Origin of the sequence: Cryobacterium tagatosivorans, assembly GCF_004402215.1 — a bacterium.
Lineage (GTDB): Bacteria > Actinomycetota > Actinomycetes > Actinomycetales > Microbacteriaceae > Cryobacterium > Cryobacterium tagatosivorans.
Map to the genome: position 1 here is coordinate 1 of NZ_SOEZ01000009.1, position 22,303 is coordinate 22,303.

The 22,303-nt window shown below is 68.9% G+C and carries 23 protein-coding genes; 3 read left to right on the forward strand and 20 right to left on the reverse strand.

What is annotated here, in order from left to right; translation table 11 throughout:
* Nucleotides 1-172 precede the first annotated feature (172 nt).
* The gene (gene tyrS / locus E3O23_RS01335) at nt 173-1,474 is read right to left on the reverse strand and encodes a tyrosine--tRNA ligase (protein WP_134487174.1); all 1,302 of its coding nucleotides are present in this window, start codon (nt 1,472-1,474) and stop codon (nt 173-175) included.
* Between the two features lie 146 nt (nt 1,475-1,620).
* Here tyrS and E3O23_RS01340 point away from each other — a divergent pair, with 146 nt between their 5' ends.
* Both E3O23_RS01340 and E3O23_RS01345 read left to right on the forward strand, forming a co-directional pair.
* On the forward strand, nt 1,621-2,259 hold the full coding sequence (locus E3O23_RS01340) for a DNA-binding protein (RefSeq protein ID WP_134487177.1): 639 nt from the start codon (nt 1,621-1,623) through the stop codon (nt 2,257-2,259).
* The gene (locus E3O23_RS01345; protein WP_134487179.1) at nt 2,256-2,852 is read left to right on the forward strand and encodes a hypothetical protein; all 597 of its coding nucleotides are present in this window, start codon (nt 2,256-2,258) and stop codon (nt 2,850-2,852) included. The genes E3O23_RS01340 and E3O23_RS01345 overlap by 4 nt, the downstream gene beginning before the upstream one ends.
* Nucleotides 2,853-2,940: 88 nt before the next feature.
* On the opposite strand, the gene E3O23_RS01350 is transcribed toward E3O23_RS01345, so the two are convergent.
* The 18 genes from E3O23_RS01350 to infC form a co-directional block, all read right to left on the reverse strand.
* Nucleotides 2,941-3,540: a DNA-3-methyladenine glycosylase gene (locus tag E3O23_RS01350; protein ID WP_134487182.1), complete on the reverse strand. Its 600-nt coding sequence runs from the start codon at nt 3,538-3,540 to the stop codon at nt 2,941-2,943.
* 10 nt (nt 3,541-3,550) lie between these two features.
* On the reverse strand, nt 3,551-5,005 hold the full coding sequence (gene argH, locus E3O23_RS01355; protein ID WP_134487185.1) for an argininosuccinate lyase: 1,455 nt from the start codon (nt 5,003-5,005) through the stop codon (nt 3,551-3,553).
* 6 nt (nt 5,006-5,011) lie between these two features.
* Complete coding sequence (locus E3O23_RS01360; protein WP_134487188.1) at nt 5,012-6,211, reverse strand: argininosuccinate synthase; 1,200 nt, start codon at nt 6,209-6,211, stop codon at nt 5,012-5,014.
* A 283-nt stretch (nt 6,212-6,494) separates the two neighbouring features.
* The gene (gene argF, locus E3O23_RS01365) at nt 6,495-7,424 is read right to left on the reverse strand and encodes an ornithine carbamoyltransferase (protein ID WP_134487191.1); all 930 of its coding nucleotides are present in this window, start codon (nt 7,422-7,424) and stop codon (nt 6,495-6,497) included.
* Nucleotides 7,425-7,472: 48 nt separating this feature from the next.
* Complete coding sequence (locus E3O23_RS01370) at nt 7,473-8,678, reverse strand: acetylornithine transaminase (protein WP_134487194.1); 1,206 nt, start codon at nt 8,676-8,678, stop codon at nt 7,473-7,475.
* Complete coding sequence (argB, locus tag E3O23_RS01375; RefSeq protein ID WP_134487197.1) at nt 8,675-9,577, reverse strand: acetylglutamate kinase; 903 nt, start codon at nt 9,575-9,577, stop codon at nt 8,675-8,677. Before argB ends, E3O23_RS01370 begins: the two co-directional genes overlap by 4 nt.
* Nucleotides 9,574-10,755 carry a bifunctional glutamate N-acetyltransferase/amino-acid acetyltransferase ArgJ gene (gene argJ, locus E3O23_RS01380; protein WP_134487200.1) on the reverse strand — a complete coding sequence of 394 codons (1,182 nt, stop codon included), beginning with the start codon at nt 10,753-10,755 and terminating at the stop codon, nt 9,574-9,576. The genes argB and argJ overlap by 4 nt, the downstream gene beginning before the upstream one ends.
* Nucleotides 10,752-11,795, reverse strand: coding sequence for an N-acetyl-gamma-glutamyl-phosphate reductase (argC, locus tag E3O23_RS01385; RefSeq protein ID WP_134487203.1), 1,044 nt, complete (start codon nt 11,793-11,795; stop codon nt 10,752-10,754). The genes argJ and argC overlap by 4 nt, the downstream gene beginning before the upstream one ends.
* Before the next feature lie 119 nt (nt 11,796-11,914).
* On the reverse strand, nt 11,915-14,452 hold the full coding sequence (gene pheT / locus E3O23_RS01390; protein ID WP_134487205.1) for a phenylalanine--tRNA ligase subunit beta: 2,538 nt from the start codon (nt 14,450-14,452) through the stop codon (nt 11,915-11,917).
* Nucleotides 14,452-15,492, reverse strand: coding sequence for a phenylalanine--tRNA ligase subunit alpha (pheS, locus tag E3O23_RS01395; RefSeq protein ID WP_134487208.1), 1,041 nt, complete (start codon nt 15,490-15,492; stop codon nt 14,452-14,454). The genes pheT and pheS overlap by 1 nt, the downstream gene beginning before the upstream one ends.
* A gap of 42 nt (nt 15,493-15,534) precedes the next feature.
* A complete protein-coding gene (locus E3O23_RS01400; protein WP_134487211.1) occupies nt 15,535-16,476 on the reverse strand; it encodes an amino acid ABC transporter permease in 942 nt (313 codons plus the stop codon).
* Entirely contained in the window at nt 16,473-17,120 is a 648-nt protein-coding gene (locus E3O23_RS01405) for an amino acid ABC transporter permease (RefSeq protein WP_134487214.1), read from the reverse strand. Before E3O23_RS01405 ends, E3O23_RS01400 begins: the two co-directional genes overlap by 4 nt.
* 112 nt (nt 17,121-17,232) lie before the next feature.
* Nucleotides 17,233-18,102, reverse strand: coding sequence for a glutamate ABC transporter substrate-binding protein (locus E3O23_RS01410; RefSeq protein ID WP_134487217.1), 870 nt, complete (start codon nt 18,100-18,102; stop codon nt 17,233-17,235).
* Nucleotides 18,103-18,140: 38 nt separating this feature from the next.
* Nucleotides 18,141-18,929: an amino acid ABC transporter ATP-binding protein gene (locus E3O23_RS01415; protein WP_134487220.1), complete on the reverse strand. Its 789-nt coding sequence runs from the start codon at nt 18,927-18,929 to the stop codon at nt 18,141-18,143.
* A 71-nt stretch (nt 18,930-19,000) separates the two neighbouring features.
* The gene (locus E3O23_RS01420; RefSeq protein ID WP_134487223.1) at nt 19,001-19,801 is read right to left on the reverse strand and encodes a TrmH family RNA methyltransferase; all 801 of its coding nucleotides are present in this window, start codon (nt 19,799-19,801) and stop codon (nt 19,001-19,003) included.
* Between the two features lie 70 nt (nt 19,802-19,871).
* Nucleotides 19,872-20,264 (reverse strand): 50S ribosomal protein L20, encoded by a 393-nt coding sequence (gene rplT / locus E3O23_RS01425; RefSeq protein ID WP_134487225.1) that lies wholly within the window; start codon nt 20,262-20,264, stop codon nt 19,872-19,874.
* Between the two features lie 28 nt (nt 20,265-20,292).
* On the reverse strand, nt 20,293-20,487 hold the full coding sequence (gene rpmI, locus E3O23_RS01430; protein WP_092325036.1) for a 50S ribosomal protein L35: 195 nt from the start codon (nt 20,485-20,487) through the stop codon (nt 20,293-20,295).
* Complete coding sequence (gene infC / locus E3O23_RS01435) at nt 20,480-21,109, reverse strand: translation initiation factor IF-3 (RefSeq protein WP_134487372.1); 630 nt, start codon at nt 21,107-21,109, stop codon at nt 20,480-20,482. Before infC ends, rpmI begins: the two co-directional genes overlap by 8 nt.
* A gap of 256 nt (nt 21,110-21,365) precedes the next feature.
* On the opposite strand from infC, the gene E3O23_RS01440 reads away from it, so the two are divergent.
* The gene (locus tag E3O23_RS01440) at nt 21,366-21,716 is read left to right on the forward strand and encodes a DUF1844 domain-containing protein (protein WP_174776578.1); all 351 of its coding nucleotides are present in this window, start codon (nt 21,366-21,368) and stop codon (nt 21,714-21,716) included.
* A 131-nt stretch (nt 21,717-21,847) separates the two neighbouring features.
* Here the strand turns inward: E3O23_RS01440 and E3O23_RS01445 are convergent, their stop codons facing one another.
* A complete protein-coding gene (locus E3O23_RS01445) occupies nt 21,848-22,243 on the reverse strand; it encodes an NUDIX hydrolase (RefSeq protein WP_134487228.1) in 396 nt (131 codons plus the stop codon).
* Nucleotides 22,244-22,303 lie beyond the last annotated feature (60 nt).

Sequence of the window (22,303 nt, forward strand, 5' to 3'; positions counted from 1 at the left end):
AACGTCATCAAGCAAACTCCGCGAATATCTTCACATCGTTCAGCTTGGGATGGTCCCGCTTGAGGCCGGGAAGCATTCCGCTTTCCGCACCTGTGGGGTGACAAGAGATGACATTACGCGGATTCGGGGGGGCCCGCAATTCCCTGCCACATCCCGGGCGTGTCGGCTCCGATCACTCCACGAAGACGCCGGCGAGGGTCTTCTTGCCGCGGCGCAAAACCGCGACTCCGCTGGGCAGGACGGCGCCCTCGATCGTCTCCGTGTCGCTCTCCACCTTGACGTTGTTCAGGTACACCCCGCCCTGGCTGATCGCGCGCCTCGCTTCGCTGAGGCTGGCGGTGAGCCCGGTGTCCACGAGAAGCTGCGCCACGGGTGCGTGCGGAGCCGTTGTCGTGTTCGGGAGTTCGCGCAGTGCGGCCTCGAGCGTGTCCGGGTCGAGGTCGGCCAGGTCGCCCTGGCCGAAGAGCGCCTGGGCGGCGAGGATGGCGGCGGCCGTGGCCCGCTGCCCGTGCACGAGGCTCGTGACCTCGATGGCCAGCGTGCGTTGCGCCTCGCGGCGGAACGGTTCCGAAGCCACCGCCTCCGCCAGGCGCTCGATCTCGGCGCGACTGAGGAACGTGAAGACCTTGAGCCGGGAAATCACGTCGGAATCATCCGTATTCAGCCAGAACTGGTAGAGCGCGTACGGGCTGGTGAGCGTCGGGTCGAGCCAGACGGCGTTGCCCTCGCTCTTGCCGAACTTGGTGCCGTCGGTGTTGGTGATGAGCGGCGTGCCGATCGCGTGCACGCTCACTCCCTCGGCCCGGTGGATGAGGTCGGTGCCGCTGGTGAGGTTGCCCCACTGGTCGCTCCCGCCGGTTTGCAGCACGCAGCCGTAGCTGCGGTAGAGCTCGAGGAAGTCCATCCCCTGGAGAACCTGGTAGCTGAACTCGGTGTAGCTGATGCCGGCGTCCGAGTTGAGGCGCGCGCTCACGGCATCCTTCTTGAGCATGGTGCCGACGCGGTAGTACTTGCCCACATCCCGGAGGAAGTCGACGACCCCCATCTTCTCGGTCCAGTCGAGGTTGTTGACGAGGGTGACGGCGTTGTCGCCTTCGGCGCTGAGGAACCGGGAGACCTGGCCCTGGAGGTAGCCCACCCATTCGGCGACGACGTCCTTGGTCTGGAGGGTGCGCTCGGCCTGGGGGCGAGGGTCGCCGATCAGTCCGGTGGATCCCCCGACGAGGCCGAGGGGACGGTGGCCGGCCAGCTGCAGGCGCCGCATGAGCAGGAGCTGCACAAGGTTGCCCAGGTGCAGGCTCGCCGCGGTCGGGTCGAAGCCGCAGTAGTAGGTGATCGGCTCTCCCCCCAGCAGTTCGCGGAGTTCGGACTCGTCGGTGGAGACATGCACGAGGCCGCGCCAGTTGATCTCCTCCCACACGTTGTCGAAGGAGGGATCGTTGGCCTGCTGGGCGAGGATGGCTGGGTCTGACACGCTGCCAGATTACCAGCGCGCCGGGTCGGCACTTCCTGACGGCGTACCGGGCGCGTCCCGGCCGCGGATTAAGCCGTGTGGATTGAAGAGCCTTGATTTAGGCGTGAGACTTCATTAGACTCACTTCAGGACGGAGGCTTAACCAAATGTTCGTGATTACCGCAGACCAGATTGACAGCCGCAACGACCGGGACCGGGCGAGCGAGATGATCGCGCGGCTGAACGCCGACTTCGGGCCCGCGTTCCCGCTCCCGCCCGACCAGACCTCCGGCGACGAGATCCAGCTCATGACCGCGGATGCCGACGCGGCGCTCGACGTCGTGCTGGCACTGCACCGCTCGGGCTACTGGAGCATCGGCCTCGGCGTCGGCGACGTGCGCGCTCCCCTGCCGGCCTCGACCAGGCAGGCATCCGGCGGGGCCTTCGTCGCCGCCCGGGACGCGGTGACCCGGTCCAAACGGACCGAGGCGCGGTTCGCCCTCGAGGACGCGGCCCCGGCGCCGCGGGGCGACCAGGCGCTGGCCGCCGACGAGGTCGAAGCCATCGTCACCATGCTCCTGCTGCTGCGCCAGCGACGCACGAGCGAGGGCTGGGAGGCGGTCGAACTGCTCCGCCGCGGGCTGCCCCAGGTGAAGATCGCCGCCGCACTGGGGATTTCGACCGCCGCCGTCAGCCAGCGGCTGAAGAGCGCGCAGTGGAGGGTCGAGGAGGCCGTGCGCCCCGCACTGGTTAGGCTCTTAGGGAACCTCGACCGCGCCACAACCGAATCGGAACGAGACGCATGACCACGCTCACCTCGCACGTGCTGATCTACCTCTACTGGGTCTTCCTGCTGCTCGTCACCAGCGGCGCCCTGGTCGGCGCCGTGCTCGCCTTCAGGCTCCAGAAGCGGGTCTACGCGATCGGCTCGGCCGGCGCCCTCGCCGCCGCGCTCCTCGTCGCCGCCGTCCCGATGCCGGCCGGGCCGAGCGTCTTCGGCATCGTGCTCGGGATGATCGCGGTCGGGCTGGCCGCGATCGGCGGCGGGCCGCTCGCGGTGCTCATACTCGACCTCGCGACGAAGAACACCGTGCCGCCGGGCAGCCACGGCGGGATCCTCGTCGAAGACGGGGCCACGGATGACACGGTCGCCACCTCCGGGGTGCACGAGGTGCTCCGCGGCGGACTGACCATCGGCATCCTCGAGCGCGTGGCCGTGGCCGGCGCGATCCTCGCCGGATTCCCCGAGGCCCTCGCTGTCGTCGTCGCGATCAAGGGCGTCGGCCGCTTCACCGAGCTGTCGGCCGCCGAGGCGCGCGAGAGGTTCATCATCGGCACCTTCGCCAGCCTGATCTGGGCGTGCGCCTGCGCCGCCCTCGTTCGCCTCGCCATCACCTAGCCCCCTCCCGCCCCCTTTCAACCCCCGCGAACCCGCAGTTGTGCACGTTATGCGGCACGAATAACACGCACAACTGCGGGTTCGCGGATTATTTGGGCGGGCGCGGTGCGGCGCGGCGGTAGGGCGAGACGGATGTCTCGCGCGGCATCCAGAACCGCCAGGGGAACTCCGCTCCCCCGCCCTCGCCGCTGACGCCGGTGCGCGGGCCGGTCAGGAACTCCGCCGGCTCCGCCGCGAGGGTGAGGTCGAACGGCGGCAGGGCGAGGTCCGAGCCGTCGTCGCCGAGGCCGATGCCGAGCGCCAGGGTGAGCCGGGCCGGACCCCGGGCGAGGTCCCGATCGCTCGCCGCCGAGGTGCGGCGGAGCCTGGCATCCGCAAGGCCGTCGATGACTTCGCCGCCGCGGATGAGCACGGCGGACGCCTCGCCGTCGGGCGAGCAGACGACGTTCGCGCAGACGTGCATCCCGTAGGTGAAGTACGCGTAGAGGCGGCCGGGCGGGCCGAACATGCTGGCGTTGCGCCGGGTCTGCCCGCGGAAGGCGTGTGAGCCCGGGTCCACCCCGCCGCCGAGGTACGCCTCGACCTCGGTGATGCGCAGGGACACTCCCCCGTGGCTGAGCACCGCGCCGAGCAGGAGCGGCGCGACCTGGGTCGCGGGCCGCTCGAGCAGCGCGCGGTCGAAGCTCACCTCTGGGGGCTCACTTCAGCAGCGGCGCAGCCAATGCGCGTACGCGGGCCACGAGGGCGGCTCGCTGTTCGGCGACGCGCACGGGCGCCGTGCCGCCCTGGCCGTCGCGGCCCTCCACCGACCCTCGGATGCTGAGCACGTCGCGCACCTCGGGGGTCAGGTGCTCGGAGATCGACCGGAGCGCGGCGTCGTCCACCTCGTGCAGCTCGAGGCCGCGTTCCTCGGCGTACTTCACCAGCGAACCGGTGATTTCGTGGGCGTCGCGGAAGGTGACGTGGCGCTTGACGAGCCACTCGGCGACATCCGTGGCCAGCGAGTAGCCCTGGGGCGCGAGTTCGGCCATCCGCTCGGTGTGGAAGGTCAGGGTGGCGATCATGCCGGTGAAGGCCGGCATGAGCACCTGGAGGGTCTCGATCGAGTCGAAGACAGGTTCCTTGTCCTCCTGCAGGTCGCGGTTGTACGCGAGCGGCAGCCCCTTGAGCGTGCTGAGCAGCCCGGTCAGGTTGCCGATCAGCCGACCCGATTTGCCGCGCGCGAGCTCGGCGATATCGGGGTTCTTCTTCTGCGGCATGATCGAGGACCCGGTGGAGTACGCGTCGTCGAGGGTGACGAAGCCGAACTCCTTGGTGTTCCAGAGGATGATCTCCTCGGCCAGGCGGGACAGGTCGATGCCGATCTGGGCCGTGATGTACGCGAACTCGGCGACCAGGTCGCGGCTCGCGGTACCGTCGATCGAGTTCTCGACGACGCCGCCGAAGCCGAGCTCCGTGGCGATGAGGCGGGCGTCGAGGCCGAGGGTGCTCCCGGCCAGCGCGCCGGCGCCGTACGGCGAGAAGTCGGCGCGCTTGTTCCAGTCGACGAACCGTTCGAGGTCGCGCACGAGCGGCCAGCAGTGGGCGAACAGGTGGTGGGCGAGCAGGACCGGCTGGGCGTGCTGGAGGTGAGTGCGGCCCGGCATGATCGCGTCCTCATTCGCCTCGGCCTGCGAGGCCAGGGCGTCGATCAGGTCGATCAGGAGGTCGGCGATCGCCGTGGAACGGTCACGCAGCAGCATCCGGACCAGGGTCGCGACCTGGTCGTTGCGGCTGCGGCCGGCGCGGAGCTTGCCGCCGAGTTCGGTGCCGATGATGTCGATCAGGCCGCGTTCGAGGGCGGAGTGCACGTCCTCGTCGCTGTCGGCCGGGGTGAACCGGCCCTCCGCGACGGCGACATCGAGGGTGTCGAGCCCGGCGACCATGGCGACGAGTTCCTCGTCGCTCAGGTAGCCGGCGGCGGCCAGCGCGCGGGCGTGGGCCCGGGATCCGCGGAGGTCGTACTCGGCCAGCTGCCAGTCGAAGTGCGTCGACTTGCTCAGCCGCGCCAGCTCCGGCGACGGTCCGCCGGCGAAGCGGCCGCCCCAGAGGGCGCCCGCCTTCCCGGCCCGGTTGGCGCCGTCGACGCCGATGCTCTCGCCCTTGTCCGACACACCGACCTACTTGCCGGCGACGTCGCGGCGCGCCGAGATCTTGCTCGGCAGCGACCACAACTCGATGAAACCCTTGGCCATCGACTGGTCGAAGGTGTCTCCGGTGTCGTAGGTGGCGAGGTTGAAGTCGTACAGGCTCTGCGTGGACTTGCGGCCGGTCACGACGGCGGTGCCGGCGTGCATCTTGAGCCGGATGTCGCCGGTGACGTGCTTCTGGGTCTCGTCGATGAAGACGTCGAGCGCCCGCTTGAGGCCGGAGAACCAGAGGCCGTCGTAGACGAGTTCGGCCCACTTGGACTCGACGGTGCGCTTGTAGCGCGCGAGGTCGCGTTCGATCGTCATGTTCTCGAGCTCTTCGTGCGCGGCGATCAGGGCGATGCCGGCCGGGGCCTCGTAGACCTCGCGGCTCTTGATGCCGACGAGGCGGTCCTCGACGATGTCGATGCGGCCGACGCCCTGGTTGCCGGCGTGCAGGTTCATCAGTTCGATGGCCTGCAGCGGCGTCACAGGGACACCGTCGATGGCAACGGGGATGCCCTGGTCGAAGCTGATGACGACCTCGGTCGGTTCGCGGGTCACGGCCGGGTCCTGGGTGTAGGTGTACAGGTCCTCGATCGGGGCGTTCCACGGGTCTTCGAGGAAGCCGGTCTCGACCGCGCGGCCGTAGACGTTCTGGTCGATCGAGTACGGGCTCTTCTTCGACTGCGCGATCGGCAGGTTGTGCACCGCGGCGTATTCGATGGCCTTATCGCGGGTGAGCGCGAAGTCGCGCACCGGGGCGAGCGAGGTGAGCTCGGGGGCGAGGGCGGCGACGGCGGCTTCGAACCGCACCTGGTCGTTGCCCTTGCCGGTGCAGCCGTGCGCGACGCTGTTGGCGCCGAGTTCCTTCGCCGTCGAGGCGAGGTACTTGGCGATCAGCGGGCGGCTGAGCGCGGAGACGAGCGGGTAGCGCTTCTGGTAGAGCGCGTTGGCCTTGAGCGCCGGCATGACGTAATCGGTCGCGAATTCATCCTTGGCGTCGACGACGATCGACTCCACCGCGCCGCAGTCGAGTGCTCGCTGGCGGATCACGTCCATGTCTTCGCCGCTCTGTCCGACATCTATCGCGAGGGCGACGACCTCTTTCCCGGTCGCATCCTTCAGCCAGCCAATGCCAACCGAGGTATCCAGTCCACCCGAGTATGCGAGCACAACGCGTTCTGCCATGGTTCTCCTCAATCCGTGATCAACCTCAAGTTTACGGTGTCGCAGAGGTCGACCTCGCCGTGAGTCCCTCCGCCGTGCCCGCCGACACCCGCCCCCGGCGGCGCAGGCAGCGCCCTGCGCACAACTCCGCCAGATCGGCGGTCATCGCCGGAGCAACCCCGACGTTCCGGGGGCTGGTGCCGGTCTACCGATTTTCTGGCGGAGTTATGCGCAGGAGGCAGCGCAGGAGGCAGCGCAACGTGCGCGCCGGGGATCCCCGTCGGCGAGGCCTCCGGGCGCAGGCCTACGCGGCGTTCTGGGCCAGGAGCCAGACCAGGAGCGACTTCTGGGCGTGCAGGCGGTTTTCGGCCTCGTCCCAGATGATGCTCTGCGGGCCGTCAATGACGTCGGCGGTGACCTCGTAGCCGCGGTCGGCCGGGAGGCAGTGCATGAAGTGGGCGTCGGCTTTGGCGAGGGCCATCATCGTGTTGTCCACCCGGTAGTCGCCGAAGACGGCGAGGCGGTCGGCCTTCTCCTCTTCCTTGCCCATCGACACCCAGGTGTCGGTGACCACGACGTCGACGCCGGCGACGGCCTCGCGCGGGTCGGTGTGCAGCGAGACGGATCCGCCGGTGCGGGCGGCGATCGCCGCGGCCTCCGCCACGACCTGCGCGTTCGGCGCGTACGCGGCCGGCGACGCGACCCGGACGTGCATGCCGGCGGTCGCGCCGGCGAGCAGGTAGGACTGGGCCATGTTGCTGGCGCCGTCGCCGAGGAAGGCGATGGTCAGGCCGGCCAGGTCGCCGCGGTGTTCGCGAATGGTGAGCAGGTCGGCCAACAGCTGGCAGGGGTGGAAATCGTCGGACAGCGCGTTGACGACCGGGACGGTCGTGCCGTTGGCCATCTCTTCGAGGCCGGCCTGGCCGTAGGTGCGCCAGACGATCGCGGCGACCTGGCGCTCGAGCACCCGGGCCGTGTCGGAGGCCGTCTCCTTGCCGCCGAGCTGGCTGCTGGCGGTGCTGATGATCAGCGGGCTGCCGCCGAGGTCAGCGATTCCGACCGCGAAGGACACCCTCGTGCGAGTCGAGGACTTGTCGAAGATGACGGCCACGGTCTGCGGGCCGGCCAGCGGTTTGACCGCGAATCGGTCTCGCTTCAGCTCCAGGGCTCGGTCGAGGATCTCCGCCTGTTCGGCCGGGGAAATGTCGTCGTCGCGCAGGAAATGGCGGGTCACGGTGTCACTTTCGCTGATGATGCGGGTAGCGGGTGGGAAAGTTCAACTCTAGATGCTGGCCAGGGCCAGCCCGAATCGGCGCTCGAACTCGGCCAGTTCGGCGTCGCCGACGATGAGCGGCGGCGCCAGCCGGATGCTCAGCTCGTTGGCGGCGTTGATGATGAGCCCGTGCGCGTGCGCCGCCGCTGCCAGCCGCAGCGCGACCGGTTCGGTCAGCCCGATCCCGAGCAGCAACCCGCGCCCGCGCACCTCGGCGATCAGCGGAGAGTCGAACCCGGCGATGATCTGCCGCAGCTCGCTCCCCCGGCGGGCCGCGTTGGCGACCAGGCCCTCATCCTCGATCACGCCGAGCACCGCGTTGGCGGTCGCCGTGACGAGCGGGTTGCCGCCGTAGGTCGAGCCGTGCTGGCCGCGGGTGAAGAGATCGGACGCGGCGCCGAAGGTGACCAGCGCGCCGATCGGCACGCCGCCGCCCATCCCCTTGGCCAGGGTGAGCGCGTCGGGCAGGATGCCGTCCTGCTCGAAGGCGAACCAGGTACCGGTGCGGCCGATCCCGGTCTGGATCTCGTCGAGGATCAGCAGCACGCCGTGCTCGGTGCAGAGTTCGCGCGCGCGGCGGAGGAACCCGTCCGGGAGCTCCAGCACGCCGGCCTCACCCTTGAGCGGTTCGAGGAACAGGGCCGCGACGGTGCCGTCGATCGCCGCCTCGAGTGCCTCGATCGTCGTGTCGATGTGCTCGACGCCGCCGGGGACGGGCTCGAAGGCCTCGCGCATGTGCGGCTTGCCGGTGAGGGCGAGCGCGCCCATCGTACGACCGTGGAAGGAGTCGAGCAGGGCGAGGATCCGGGTGCGGCCGCGGCCGTTCACGTTGAGCCTGGCCAGTTTGAACGCGGCCTCGTTGGCCTCGGCGCCCGAGTTGCAGAAGTAGACCCGACCGGCGTCGCCGGCCCCGGTGAGGCGTTTCAGCCGTTCGGCGAGTTCCAGCTGCGGCGGGGTGGCGAAGTAGTTGGACACGTGCGCGAGCGTGGCCACCTGCTCAGTGACCGCGGCGACCATGGCCGGATGCGCGTGGCCCAGCGCGTTCACCGCGATGCCGGCCAGGAAATCGAGGTACTTCGTGCCCTGGTCGTCCCAGACGTAGCATCCTTCACCGCGCACGAGCAGGGCGAGCGGGGTCGCGAGGGTGCGCATCATCGAGTCGCCGAAGCGGTCCTGCCAGGTGCGCCCCGCGGGCGCCTGGTCTGCCGCGTTCATGCCGGCACCACCTCCGTGCCGATGCCCTGGGTCGTGAAGACCTCGAGCAGGATCGAGTGCGGAACGCGCCCGTCGATGATCGCCGCCTTGGCCACGCCGCCCTCGACCGCGTCGAGGCAGGCGGTCATTTTGGGGATCATGCCGGATTCGAGGCCGGGCAGGAGTCCCCGGAGCTCGGCGGTGTCGATGACCGACACGAGCGAGTCGCGGTTGGGCCAGTCGCTGTAAAGACCGGCGACGTCGGTGAGGATGACGAGTTTGGCCGCGCCGAGGGCGATCGCCAGGGCGGCCGCGGCCGCGTCGGCGTTGACGTTCAGGGACTGGCCGGGGACATCCGTGTCCGGCGCGATCGAGGAGACCACCGGGATCCGGCCGGCGGCGAGTTGCGCGTGCACGGCCTCCGGGTCGACGCCGATGACGTCGCCGACCAGGCCGAGGTCGACCTCCTCGCCGTCGATGACCACGCCGCGCCGGCGCCCCTGGAACAGTCCGGCGTCTTCACCAGAGAGGCCGGCGGCGAGCGGACCGTGCTGGTTGATGTGGCTGACGAGGTCGCGGTTGATCTGGCCGGTGAGCACCATGCGCACGACGTCCATCGCCTCGGGGGTCGTCACCCGGTAGCCGCCGCGGAACTCGCTCTCGATGCCGAGTCGCTCGAGCATCGCGGAGATCTGCGGGCCACCGCCGTGCACGACGACCGGGCGGATGCCGGCATAGCGCAGGTAGACGATGTCCTCGGCGAACGCGCGCTGAAGTTCCTCGCTGACCATGGCGTTGCCGCCGAACTTGATCACGATGACCTGGTCGTGGAACCGCTTGAGCCAGGGCAGGGACTCGATCAGGGTGGCCGCCTTGACCGCGGCCTCGGCCTGGCTGTTGATGCTCTCGTCGGCGCTCAACTCGAGTACGCGCTGTTCTCTTCGACGTAGTCGTGGGTGAGGTCGCTGGTCCAGATCGTGGCCGTTTCGGCGCCGGCGTGCAGGTCGATGACCACCGACACCGCCCGGGGGGTGAGGTCGACGAGCTCGCGGGGCTGGTCGGGCTCCCCCGCGGTGCAGACCTGGATGCCGTTGATCGCGACGTCGATCCCGTAAGGGTCGAACGCGGCGTCGGCTTCGCTGACCGTTCCGGCGGCGGCGAGCACACGGCCCCAGTTGGGGTCGTTGCCGTAGATGGCGGCCTTGAACAGGTTGCTCCGGGACACGGCCCGGGCCACCGTGACGGCCTCGGCCTCCGAGACCGCATTGACCACCTCGATGGCGACGTCGTGCGCGGCGCCCTCGGCGTCGGCCTGCAGCTGGAGGGTGAGGTCGCGGCACAGCCCAGTGAGGGCATCCGTGAACTCGGCCGGGTCGGCGTCGACGCCGCTGGCCCCGGAGGCGAGCAGGCTGACGGTGTCGTTGGTGGACATGCAGCCGTCGGAGTCGAGCCGGTCGAAGGTCAGCCGGGTCGCCTGGCGGAGGGCGGTATCGAGCTGCGCGGAGTCGAGGACCGCGTCGGTGGTGATCACGACGAGCATGGTCGCGAGGCCCGGCGCGAGCATCCCGGCGCCCTTGGCCATGCCGCCGATGGTCCAGCCGGCGGTCGACCGGTGCTCGGCCTGCTTCGGCCTGGTGTCGGTGGTCATGATGGCCTCGGCCGCGGCGAGGCCGGCCTCGGGCGAGCCGGCGGCGTCGCCCTGCAGGGCCAGGCTCGCCTCCCAGACGCCCGCCTTGAGTTTGTCGAGGTCGAGCTGTTCGCCGATCAGGCCGGTCGAGCAGACGAGCACATCGCCGGCCGAGACCTCGAGGCGGGCGGCGACTGCTTCGGCGGTCGCGTGGGTGGTCTGGAAGCCGATCCGGCCGGTGTAGCAGTTCGCGCCGCCGGAGTTGAGCACGATCGCGCTGACGGTTCCATCGGCCATGACCTGCTTGCTCCAGATCACCGGGTTGGCCTGGCAGCGGTTGAGCGTGAAGACGGTTGCCGCGTTGGCGAGCGGACCGAGGTTCTGCACGAGCGCAAGGTCGAGGCCGCCCGACTTCTTCAGGCCGGCGGTGACTCCGGCTGCGGCGAATCCGGCGGGGGCGGTGACACTCACGGGGCGACTCCATTCGTGCTGAGGCCTGCTGTTTCGGGCAGTCCGAGGGCGATATTGGCCGATTGGATGGCGGCGCCGGCGGTGCCCTTGACCAGGTTGTCGACGGCGGTCACCGTGACGACGCGGCCGGCGGCCTCGTCGACGGCGAGGCCGATCAGCGCGGTGTTCGCGCCGAGGACGTCCGCTGTGCGCGGGAAGTGACCGGCCGGCAGCAGGTGCACGAAGGGTTCGTCGGCGTAGGCGCGCTCCCAGGCGTCGCGCACGGCGGCGGCCGAGGTGCCCGGCACGAGGCGGGCGGTGGCCGTGGCGAGGATGCCGCGAGACATCGGCACGATCACCGGGGTGAATGAGATGGTCGGGTTCACTGCCCCGGCCCAGCGCAGGCTCTGCTGCATTTCGGGGATGTGGCGGTGCACGCCGCCCACCGCGTAGGGGTTCGCCGAGCCGAGGATCTCGGCCGCGAGGTTCGGCAGGTTGAGGCTCTTGCCGGCGCCGGACGGGCCGACCGCGAGCACGGCCACGATGTCCTCGGCTTCGATCACGCCGGCGAGGATGCCGGGGGCGAGGGCGAGGGCGACGGTGCTGGCGTTGCAGCCGGGCGCGGCGATGCGGCGCGCCCGCACCAGGCGGTCCCGCTGTTTGCCTCCCGCGACGGGAAGCTCGGGCACCCCGTACGCCCAGGCGCCGTAGTAGTCGCCGCCGTAGAACGCGGCCCAGTCGGCCTCGCTTTCGAGGCGGTGGTCCGCGCCGCAGTCGACCACGAGGGTCTCGGCGGGTAGGTGCGCGGTGAGGGCTCCGGATGCCCCGTGCGGCAGCGCGAGGAAGACCACGTCGTGCCCGGCGAGGGTCTCGGGCGTGGTGTCGCCGAGCGTCAGGTGGGCCAGGGAGCGCAGGTGCGGCTGGACATCAACGAGTCGCTGCCCGGCGTTGCTGTGCGCCGTCACCGTGCGGACCTCGAGGTCAGGGTGCCCGGATATCAGCCGCAGCAGCTCTCCGCCCGCATAGCCGCTCGCGCCCGCCACTGCCACCGAAAAGACCATGCGTTAAACCTATCGCGGCCCCAGACCTCGCCGAGAATCGCCGTTTGCGCCGAGACGCGCCGTTACAGCGGGGATTCTCGGCGGAATCGGCGTCACTCGGCGATCGCGCGGGCCGGGGACTACTCGCGGATGGTGGCGCCGAAGCGCACGGCGGCCACGGCGACCCCGGCGAGTTTGGCTTCGCTCGCCTCTGGCGCCGTGAGCGTGCGGTCCGGCGCGCGGAAGCGCAGCGCGAAGGTCAGCGACTTGCGGCCGGCCGGGATGCCCGTGCCGCGGTAGTCGTCGACGAGGTGCGCGCTCTCCAGCAGCGCCCCGGCCCCGTCGGCCACGGCCGCGAGCACCTCGGCGGCCGGAACGGCGGCGTCGACGACGAGCGACAGGTCCTGCGTCGCCGCCGGCATCGTACGGATCGGCGTCGCGACGATCCCGGCGCCGGCGTGTGCGATCACATCGGACAGGTTCACTTCGGCGACGGCGACGACGGATGGCAGGTCGAAGTCACGCGCCACGGCGGGCAGCAGTTCGCCGGCGTAGCCGACGACCTCGTCCTCGGCATCCGTCATGGTCACGAACAGTTCGGCCGTGCGGCCCGGGTGCATCGCCTGGTGCGAACCCCGGCGCACGCCGATGCGCACGCCGGCCGCCAGCGCGACCTGCTGTACGGCGGCGAGGGCATCCTGCCAGCCGGCCGCGACCGCGGGGAGGCCCGGCTGGTGCCGCACGGTGTTGCCGATCAGCACGACGCCGACCATCATCGGCTGCGGTGGGATTCCGGCGTTGAGTTCGGCCTCGAGGTTCGCGCTCGGCCGGACCGCGCCGGGCGGCACGACCGCCGCGCCGTAACGGATGCCGGGCTCCGGCCGGAAAACGAGTCCCTGCTCGAAGACGGCCAGGTCGGTGAGCCCGCGGGAGCGGTTGCGGTGCGCGATCTGGAGCAGCCCGGGCAGGATCGACGTGCGCATGAACGGCGCCTCGCCGTCCATCGGGTTGGCCAGGCGCACCTGCGGCACCGGCCCGCCCGCGGCAAGGCCGAAGAGGTCGTTGGCCTTCTCGGACACGAACGGGTAGGCGAGCACCTCGGTGTGGCCGGCGGCCGCGAGGGTCTGCGCGATCTGGCGCTTGAGCACCTGCGGCAGGGTCAGCCCGCGCCCGGGCGGCGCAACCGGCAGCACGGACGGGATGCGGTCGTAGCCGACGATGCGGGCGACCTCCTCGGCCAGCGTCCACTTGTCGGTCAGGTCGGGGCGCCAGCTCGGCGCGGTGACGGACAGCCCGGTCGGGGTCTCGGTCATCGTCGCGCCGATCTCGGCGAGCGAGGAGCGCACCTCTTCGCGGGTGTAATCGAGTCCGATCAGCCCGGAGATGAAGCCGGTGGGCAGCTCGATCGGCACCGCGTCGGGGGTCGCGTCGTGGAGCGAGCCGAGGTCGTCGGCCACTCCCCCGGCGAGTTCGACGAGCAGCTGCACCACGCGCGCCGCGGCGACCACGGCGACGGCCGGGTCGACGCCGCGTTCGAAGCGACGGGACGCCTCGCTCGGCAGCTTGTGCCGGCGTGCAGTGCGGGCGATCGACACCGGGTCGAAGTTCGCGGCCTCGATCAGCACGTTCCGGGTCGTGGCACCGATCTCGGTGGTCTGGCCGCCCATCACGCCGGCCAGGCCGATCGGCCCGGATTCGTCGGTGATGAGCAGGTCTTCCGGGTGAAGCTCGCGGGTCGCGTCGTCGAGGGTGACGATCTTCTCGTCCTCCCGCGCGCGGCGCACGGTGAGGCCGCCGCTGAGCTTGTCGAGGTCGTAGCCGTGGATCGGCTGGCCGAGCTCGAGCATGACGTAGTTGGTCACGTCGACGATGAGCGAGATCGACCGGATGCCGGCCAGCTTCAGCCGGGCGATCAGCCAGGCCGGCGACGGCCTGGTCGGGTCGACGCCGCGCACCGCGCGGGTGACGAAGACGCTGGCGCCGACGCGGCCGCGGATCGGTGCCCGGTCGTCGATCGTGACCGGGAACTCCGACGCCGTGACGACCGGGGCGACCGCGAGGGCGGGGTCGCGGAAGGTGGCGCCGGTGGCGTGCGAGTACTCGCGGGCGACGCCGCGGATCGAGAACGCGTAACCACGGTCGGGGGTGACGTTGATTTCGACGGCCGCGTCGTCCAGCCCGAGCAGGCTGATCGCATCCGTACCGACCTCGGGGTCGAGCCCGAGGGTGCCGAGCACGAGGATGCCCTCGTGGTCGTCGCCGAGGCCGAGCTCCTTGGCCGAGGCGATCATGCCGTCGGAGACGTGGCCGTAGGTCTTGCGGGCCGCGATCGGGAACGGGCCGGGCAGCACGGCGCCGGGCAGGGTCACGACGACCTTGTCGCCGACCGTGAAGTTGTGGGCTCCGCAGACGACGCCGTGGATGGCCGGGCCGCCGTCTGCTGCGGTCTGCTCGCCGGGGGAGACACGCACCTGGCACCAGTTGATGGTCTTGCCGTTGGTCTGCGGTTCGGGCTCTACGGAGAGCACCTCGCCGACGACGATCGGGCCGGACAGCTCGAAGCGGTGGATGTCTTCCTCTTCGAGGCCGACGCTGACGAGGGCGGCGTGGACGTCTTCGGGGGTCGTGCCGGGCTCGAGGTCGACGTACTCGGCGAGCCAGCTCAGTGGGACGCGCATCAGACGGTCATCCCGTACTGCTGGCTGAAGCGGATGTCGCCCTCGATCATGTCGCGCATATCCTTCACATCGTTTCGGAACATCAGGGCTCGTTCGACGCCGACGCCGAACGCGAAGCCGGAGTAGACCTCCGGGTCGATCCCGGCGGAGCGGAGCACATTGGCGTTGACCATGCCACAGCCGCCCCACTCGATCCAGCGGGCGCCGCCCTTGAAGGTCGGGTGCCACAGGTCGAGTTCGGCGCTGGGCTCGGTGAACGGGAAGTAGTTGGGGCGCAGGCGAACCTTCGCCTCCTCGCCGAACAGGGCCTTGACGAAGTGGTCGAGCGTGCCGCGCAGGTGCGCCATCGTGAGCCCCTTGTCGATGGCGATGCCCTCGATCTGGTGGAACACGGGCGTGTGCGTCGCGTCGAGCTCGTCGGTGCGGAACACCCGGCCGGGCGCGACGACGTAGACCGGCAGCTCGCGGGAGAGCAGGGCGCGCAGCTGCACCGGCGAGGTGTGGGTGCGCAGCACGAGGTGCGCGGCGGTCGGCTCGACGAAGAAGGTGTCCTGCATGGCGCGGGCGGGGTGGTCCTCGTCGAAGTTGAGCGCGTCGAAGTTGAACCATTCGCTCTCCAGCTCGGGCCCTTCGGCGACCTCCCAGCCCATGCCGACGAAGACGTCGGTGACGCGCTCCTGCAGGAGCGAGATCGGATGCCGCGCGCCGGGCTGCCAGGCCTGGGCCGCGGACGTGACATCCACCGCCTCGGCGGCGAGCTGTGCGGCGACCTCGGCCTCGGTGATCGCGGTTTCGCGGGCCGCGAAGGCCTGCGCCACCGCCCCCCTGGCCTGGCCGAGGAGCTTGCCGGCCTGGGCCTTCCGGTCGCCGGGCACGCTGCGCATCAGGGCGTTCAGCCGGGCCAGCGGAGAGGCCTCCCCGGTGTGCTCGGTGCGCACGGTCTTCAGGGCAGCGGAGTCGTTCGCTGCGGCGATGGCGGCGAGGGCGGCGTCGACGGCCGCGCTCACTACGGGTTCGGAGATCTCAGTGGGGTCAGACACAAGTCCCAAGTTTAGCGGGGCCGGGCCGGGACCGTCGCAGGGCTAGAGCCCGCCGGCAGACGGGATGCCCGCTCCGCCGCTCTGGTTGCCCAGAGCCGCCGGGTAGACGATCTCGGGATCGACGGGCTTCACGGGCGGCACCTTGGCATCCGGAGTCACGCCGCCGGACCTGGATCCGGTGCGCCTCGCGATGACCCGAGCCAGCCAGGAGAGCAGGAGGTTCATCGTCAGGTAGATGGCCAGCACGACGAGGAAGAAGGAGAAGGAGTACCGGCTGCCGAAGAAGTTCGTCAGGTTGTACAGACCGGCGCGGAGGAGCTCCTCGTAGCCGACCACGAACGACAGCGAGGTGTCCTTCAGGAGCACGACGAGCTGCGCGATGATGATCGGCAGCATTTGCCGGAACGCCTGGGGGAATTCGATCCGGAACCGGGTCGCGATCGGGGTCAGGCCGATGGCCAGCCCGGCCTCGCGCTGCCCGCGCGGCAGCGACGCGATGCCGGCCCGCAGGGCTTCACCGATGATCGCGCCGTTGTAGACGGACAGGGCTGCGACGCCCGCCCAGAACGAGCCGGTTGAGAAGACGAGCAGGATGAAGAGCATCATCAGCAGGACGGGCATGCCGCGCACGAACTCGAGCACGATGGTCGTCGGAAGCCGGATCCACCTGGTGTCGGATGCCCGGCCGAAGGAGAAGAGCACCCCGAGCACGAGCGCGAACACGGCGGCGACAGCGGCCATCCGGAGTGTGTTCAGGGCACCCTGGCCGAGCGTGCGCCAGACCTGGACGTCCAGGAAGACATCCCAGCGGGAGGCGTCCCAGAGGCCCGGTTGCTCGGCGCCGTTGGCGCTGACCTTCGGCGCGCCGAGCGCGAGTACGAGCCACACCAGACCGGCCGCGATAACGATGATGCCGACTATGGAGAGGACGCGCGACCTGACAATGGCCCTGGGCCCGGGAGCGTCATAGAGAACCGAGGTCATCGGAGCACCGCCACCTTCTTCTCGACCCGACCGGCGATGAGGCCGAGGGAGACTGTGACGAGCAGGTAGAAAGCGGCGACGGCGAGCAGGATCGCGAGCACTTCATCCCCTCGCAGGTTGGTGACCTTGCGTGCGGCGCCGAACAGCTCGAAGACGAAGAAGGCCCCGGCGACCGAGGTGTTCTTGGTCAGCGCGATGAAGACGTTGATCAGCGGCGGGATGACCATGCGCACGGCCTGCGGCATGACCACGAAGGAGAGCGTCTGGCCGAAGGTCAGCCCGATGCTCCGCGCGGCCTCGGCCTGGCCGACGTGCACGCCGTTGATGCCGGAGCGCAGCGCCTCCGCGACGAAGGGCGACGTGTACACGGTGAGGCCGATTGTGGCCAGCGTGAAGTAGCCCGGCGAGTATTGCAGGTAGGGCAGCAGGTAGGCGCAGAAGAAGAGGACCAGGGTGAGCGGGGTGTTCCGCACGATCTCCGTGTAGACGGTGGCGAATCCGCGAAACGACGCCACGGGCGAGATGCGCATGGTCGCGATGATGATGCCGAGCACGAGTGCCCCGATGCCGGCCAGTACGAGCAGACCGAGCGTGTTCCTGAATCCCTCCAGGAACAAGGGCAGGTTTTCAATGACTGCGTCCACAACTCACCTCCTTCTCTGTCTTCTGATGTTTCATGCAGGGTGTTTCAAGCAGTGCTGATCGGGGTGGTCCGGCCGGAAACCCAGACGGACCACCCCGATCGGCCGGATGTGCCTAGTAGCGGTCGACGGCGGGAGGCGTCGGGGTCTCGAGCACCTTGCCGGCGGTCGATTCCCAGGCCTTGGCCCACGAGCCATCTTCGAAGGACTTCTCGAGCACATCGTTGATGAAGGTGCGGAACTCGTCGTCACCCTTCTTCAGGCCGATGCCGTAGGGCTCCTTGGTGAACGGCTTGTCGATGACCTCGAACTCGCCCTCGTTCTGGTCGGCGAGGCCGGCCAGGATGACGTTGTCGGTGGTCACGGCCACGGACTCGCCGCTGCGCAGCGGGCCGAGGCAGTTGGAATACGTGTCGGTCGCCTGGATCTTGTCCGTGTAGGCGGCGATGTTCTTCTCCGAGGTGGAGCCGCTGACGGTGCAGACCTGCTTGCCGGTGAGGTCTTCCGGTCCGGTGATCTTGTCCGGGTTGCCCGAGAGCACGAGCAGGTCCTGGCCCGCTTCGTAGTACGGGCCGGCGAAGTCGACGACCTGCTTGCGCGTGTCGTTGATCGTGTAGGTGGCGACGACGATGTCCACCTGGCCGTTCTGGATGAACGGTTCGCGATTGGCCGACACGGTCTCCACCCACTCGATGTTCTCGGCCTTGATGCCGAGTTTGGCGGCGATGAGCTTGCCCATCTCGACGTCGAAACCTTCCGGGGTGCCGTCCGGGCCCTTGAGGCCGAAGAGCGGCTGGTCGAACTTGGTGCCGATGGTGATCTTGCCGGCGTCGCTCAGCTTCGCCATCGTGGTGCCGGCGTCAAACTCGGGCGCCGTTTCGACCGGGGCTGCCGAGGGCTTTGCGCCCGAGTCGGTGCATCCGCTGAGCGCGAGCGCGCTCGCGAGGGCAATGGCCGAAATCATTAGACCTTTGTTGAGTCTCATGGTTTTTCTCCTGATTGCTGTGGGTTCCTGCACACCGATTAGTGGGCAAGTATTTTCGAGAGGAAGTCTTTCGCTCTCGTGCTTTGGGGGTTGGTGAAGAACTGCTCGGGCGTGGATCCTTCGACGATTTCTCCCTCCGCCATGAAGATGACCCGGTTGGCGGCCTTTCGGGCGAAGCCCATCTCGTGGGTGACGACGATCATCGTCATGCCGTCGTTGGCGAGGTCGATCATGACTTCGAGCACCTCGTTGATCATTTCCGGGTCGAGCGCGCTGGTCGGCTCGTCGAGCAGGATCAGCTTGGGCTCCATGGCCAGGGCACGGGCGATGGCCACGCGCTGCTGCTGGCCGCCGGAGAGCTGCGCCGGCATCTTCTTCGCCTGGTTGGCCACCCCGACGCGTTCGAGCAGGGCCATGGCCTTCTTCTCGGCCTCGGCCCTGGACAGCCCGCGCACCTTGATCGGCCCGAGGGTCACGTTCTCCAGGACGGTCTTGTGCGCGAACAGGTTGAAGGCCTGGAAGACCATGCCGACGTCGGCACGCAGGCGGGCCAGGGCCTTGCCCTCGGCCGGCAGCGGCTGGCCGTCGATCGTGATGACACCGGAGTCGATCGTCTCGAGCCGGTTGATGGCCCGGCAGAGGGTCGACTTGCCCGATCCGCTGGGCCCGATCACGACGACCACTTCGCCCCGGTTGACGACCGCGTTGATGTCCTTCAGCACGTGCAGGTCGCCGTAGTGCTTGTCGACGTTTTTCACGACGACCAGCGGTTCACCCCGCCTGACGCTGATGTTGGATGTTGCCGGCGTTGAATCTGTAGGCTCCATACCCCCCAACTTAGGGGAAAGCGAGTCTCGGCGAATACCACCAACCTGTGGTATTTACCCTTTCGTGATGCTCAGCTTCGCTGGGCGAACGCACTTTCGTAGAGGCAGACGGATGCCGCGGTCGCGAGGTTCATCGACTCGGCATGGCCGTACAGCGGCACGGAGATCGACCGGTCGACCTTGGCGAGGTCTTCGTCGGTCAGGCCGCGGGCCTCGTTGCCGAACAGCCAGGCGGTGGGAGCCGCCAGCAGCCCGCTGTTACGGGCGGTGAGCAGGTCGTCGCCCTTGACGTCGGCGGCGAGGAGCTGGAGGCCGGCGGCCTGCACCCGGCCCCGGACGTCTTCGAGCGTGGCCCCAACGGCGACCGGCAGGTGGAAGATCGAGCCGGTGGAGGCGCGGACGACCTTGGGGTTGTAGAGGTCGACGCTGCGGCCGGTGAGGATAACGGCGTCCGCGCCGGCGGCATCCGCTGCCCGGATGATCGTGCCCGCGTTGCCGGGGTCGCGTACCTCTTCGAGGATGGCGATGAGCCTGGGCTCCTTGGCGAAGATGTCCTTGACCGAGATGGGGAACTGGTGGCAGACGGCCACGAAGCCCTGCGGGGTCACGGTGTCGGCCATCGACTCGAGCACCTGCTCGGTGACGAATTCGACCTCGACGCCGGCGGCGACGGCGGCCGCGGCGATGTCGGTGTAGCGGTCGAGCGCCGTCGGGGTCGCGAAGAGCTCGATCACGAGGTCCGGACGGAAGGTGAGCGCCTCGGCGACCGCCTGCGGCCCTTCCAGGAGGAAGACCCCGGTATCGTCCCGCGCTGCGCGCTTGGCTAGTTTTGCGACGGCCCGCACACGCGGAGAACGGGGATTATCAAGCATGTGACCAGCTTAGATGCAGAACGGGAGCGGGCGATCAAGTCGCCCGCTCCCGTGAATGCTGCGTGTGGAACTATGCCGCTGCGGTGACCTTCGGTGCCGAGGTGTTGGCAGGAAGGGCGCTCTTGGCGCTCTCGACGAGGGCCGCGAAGGTGGCGGGCTCGTTGACGGCCAGGTCGGCCAGGATGCGACGGTCGACGCCGATGCCGGCCAGGGCGAGGCCCTGGATGAGGCGGTTGTACGTCAGGCCGTTGGCGCGGGACGCGGCGTTGATCCGCTGGATCCACAGGCGACGGAAGTCACCCTTGCGTGCACGGCGGTCACGGTAGCTGTAGACGAGGGAGTGAGTGACCTGCTCCTTGGCCTTACGGTACAGACGCGAACGCTGACCGCGGTAACCCGCGGCGCGTTCGAGAATGACGCGACGCTTCTTGTGGGCGTTTACAGCCCTCTTTACTCTTGCCATTTTTCCAGTTCCTTACGGGATACGCGGTCTAAAGACCGAGAAGCTTCTTGATGACCTTGGTGTCGGCCTTGGCCAGGACCTGGTCGGTGTTGAGGCGGGACTTGCGCTTCGTCGACTTGACCTCGAGGTTGTGACGCATGCCGGCCTGCTGCTTCATGATCTTGCCGGTGCCGGTGACCTTGAACCGCTTCTTCGTCCCGGAATGGGTCTTCATCTTAGGCATCTTTTTCCTCCAGTTTCGCTGCCTTGTCGGCAGCCTTGTCTGCCTTGTCGGCAGCCTTATGTGCGTTGGCCTCGGCCTTGGCTTCTGACTTGTTCTTCAGGGGGCCAATCACCATGACCATGTTTCGTCCGTCGATGGTCGGGCTCGATTCGACTGAACCGAACTCCGCGACATCCTCGGCAAATTTCTTGAGCAGGCGCACGCCCTGGTCGGGGCGGGACTGCTCACGACCACGGAACAAGATCATGGCCTTGACCTTGTCGCCGGCCTTCAAGAAGCCCTCGGCGCGCTTGCGCTTCGTTTCGTAGTCGTGCTTGTCAATCTTGAGGCGGAAACGAACCTCTTTCAGGATCGTGTTCGCCTGGTTGCGCCGGGCTTCTTTAGCCTTCTGCGCAGCCTCGTACTTGAACTTGCCGTAGTCCATGATCTTGGCAACCGGCGGCTTGGAGTCGGGGGAAACCTCGACCAGGTCAAGGTCGGCATCCTGCGCCAGGCGCAGGGCAACATCAATGGACACGACCCCGACCTGCTCGCCGGCAGGGCCAACGAGACGGACTTCGGGGACGCGGATACGGTCATTTGTACGGGGATCGCTGATGCGTCGCTCCTCTTTCTCAAACATCGTGGCTACAGACAGGTGACGGATGCCGCCCGGCGACGAAGAGAGAAAAATCACGTGCGCTGGTTCGAGCAAAGTTCGTTCGTAAACCAGGCACGACACCCTGTCTACCGTCAGGATGCTGGAGACCAGCGCCATAACGGCGGAGTGCAAACTACCCGGTAACCTTGATGAAGCGGTCAAGCGCGGGTGGGAGATTATCCACTTTCGTACCGAGACTTACGTCTCGGAGCCGACACGACTCTATCAGAGGATTGCAGTGAATAACACTTACGACCAGGACGACACCGCGCAGGCCACCAGGGACATCGCCGATGTGCCCGCCGTGGAGATCATCACGACCGCCGCGGTGCACCTGATGAGCGCCTCCGCCGTCAAGGTCGGCCTGGCCGACGACCCGGACAGCCAGAGGGACCTCGACGAGGCCCGCAAGCTCATCAACGCCCTCGCCGGGCTGGTCACCGCGGCGGCCCCGGACATCGCCGACATGCACGCGCGGAGCCTCCGCGACGGGCTGCGGTCGCTGCAGCTCGCGTTCCGCGAGGCGTCCGCCATCCCCGACCCGATCGGCAAGGGCCCGGGCGAGAAGTACACCGGTCCGGTCAACTAGCCCCTCCCCCTCTATCTCTTTCTCTCTCGCCGATCTCTCTCTCGCCGATCTCTCTCTCTCGCCGAACTGTGAGTTTGGCACCTTCCCGACGCCCGGGAAGGTGCCAAACTCACAGTTCGGCGAAGGAACGGTCAGGGGTAGACGGCGTATCGGATGAGGGCGCCGAGGAGGTCGCGGGTCACGGGCAGCCGCGCGAGCTCGTCGGCGGTGAACCAGCGGGCATCGGCGGCGTCATCGGCGGCTTCCGGCTCGCCGCTGACGTACGCGGCGGCGAAGTCGTGGATCTCGTAGGTGCCCCCGCGTCCATCGGCGCGGTCGAGGGTGCCGAGCTCGCGCTCGATCCGCACCGTGACACCGGTCTCCTCGAGCACCTCGCGCGCGGCCGCGGCCTGGAAGGTCTCGCCGGGCAGGACCTTCCCGCCCGGCACGCTCCAGCGGCCGGCCTCCGGCGGCTCGGCCCGCAGCACCAGCAGGAACCGTCCGCCGGTGTCCTTGACGACGGCGCCCGCGGCCAGTGTGATGCCCATGCCGACAGGGTAGGCCGCCGGGGTCGAGCACGGGGATCGAGCCCGGTGGTCGAGCAGCGG

Excerpts from the sequence above, each read along its gene's own strand:
- E3O23_RS01340 (WP_134487177.1), top strand. The coding sequence starts at position 1,621 with ATGTTCGTGATTACCGCAGACCAGATTGACAGCCGCAACGACCGGGAC.
- E3O23_RS01345 (WP_134487179.1), top strand. The coding sequence starts at position 2,256 with ATGACCACGCTCACCTCGCACGTGCTGATCTACCTCTACTGGGTCTTC.
- E3O23_RS01360 (WP_134487188.1), bottom strand. The coding sequence starts at position 6,211 with ATGGCAGAACGCGTTGTGCTCGCATACTCGGGTGGACTGGATACCTCG.
- E3O23_RS01370 (WP_134487194.1), bottom strand. The coding sequence starts at position 8,678 with ATGAACGCGGCAGACCAGGCGCCCGCGGGGCGCACCTGGCAGGACCGC.
- argC (WP_134487203.1), bottom strand. The coding sequence starts at position 11,795 with ATGGTCTTTTCGGTGGCAGTGGCGGGCGCGAGCGGCTATGCGGGCGGA.
- pheT (WP_134487205.1), bottom strand. The coding sequence starts at position 14,452 with ATGCGCGTCCCACTGAGCTGGCTCGCCGAGTACGTCGACCTCGAGCCC.
- E3O23_RS01400 (WP_134487211.1), bottom strand. The coding sequence starts at position 16,476 with ATGACCTCGGTTCTCTATGACGCTCCCGGGCCCAGGGCCATTGTCAGG.
- E3O23_RS01410 (WP_134487217.1), bottom strand. The coding sequence starts at position 18,102 with ATGAGACTCAACAAAGGTCTAATGATTTCGGCCATTGCCCTCGCGAGC.
- E3O23_RS01415 (WP_134487220.1), bottom strand. The coding sequence starts at position 18,929 with ATGGAGCCTACAGATTCAACGCCGGCAACATCCAACATCAGCGTCAGG.
- E3O23_RS01420 (WP_134487223.1), bottom strand. The coding sequence starts at position 19,801 with ATGCTTGATAATCCCCGTTCTCCGCGTGTGCGGGCCGTCGCAAAACTA.
- rplT (WP_134487225.1), bottom strand. The coding sequence starts at position 20,264 with ATGGCAAGAGTAAAGAGGGCTGTAAACGCCCACAAGAAGCGTCGCGTC.
- rpmI (WP_092325036.1), bottom strand. The coding sequence starts at position 20,487 with ATGCCTAAGATGAAGACCCATTCCGGGACGAAGAAGCGGTTCAAGGTC.
- infC (WP_134487372.1), bottom strand. The coding sequence starts at position 21,109 with ATGTTTGAGAAAGAGGAGCGACGCATCAGCGATCCCCGTACAAATGAC.
- E3O23_RS01445 (WP_134487228.1), bottom strand. The coding sequence starts at position 22,243 with ATGGGCATCACACTGGCCGCGGGCGCCGTCGTCAAGGACACCGGCGGA.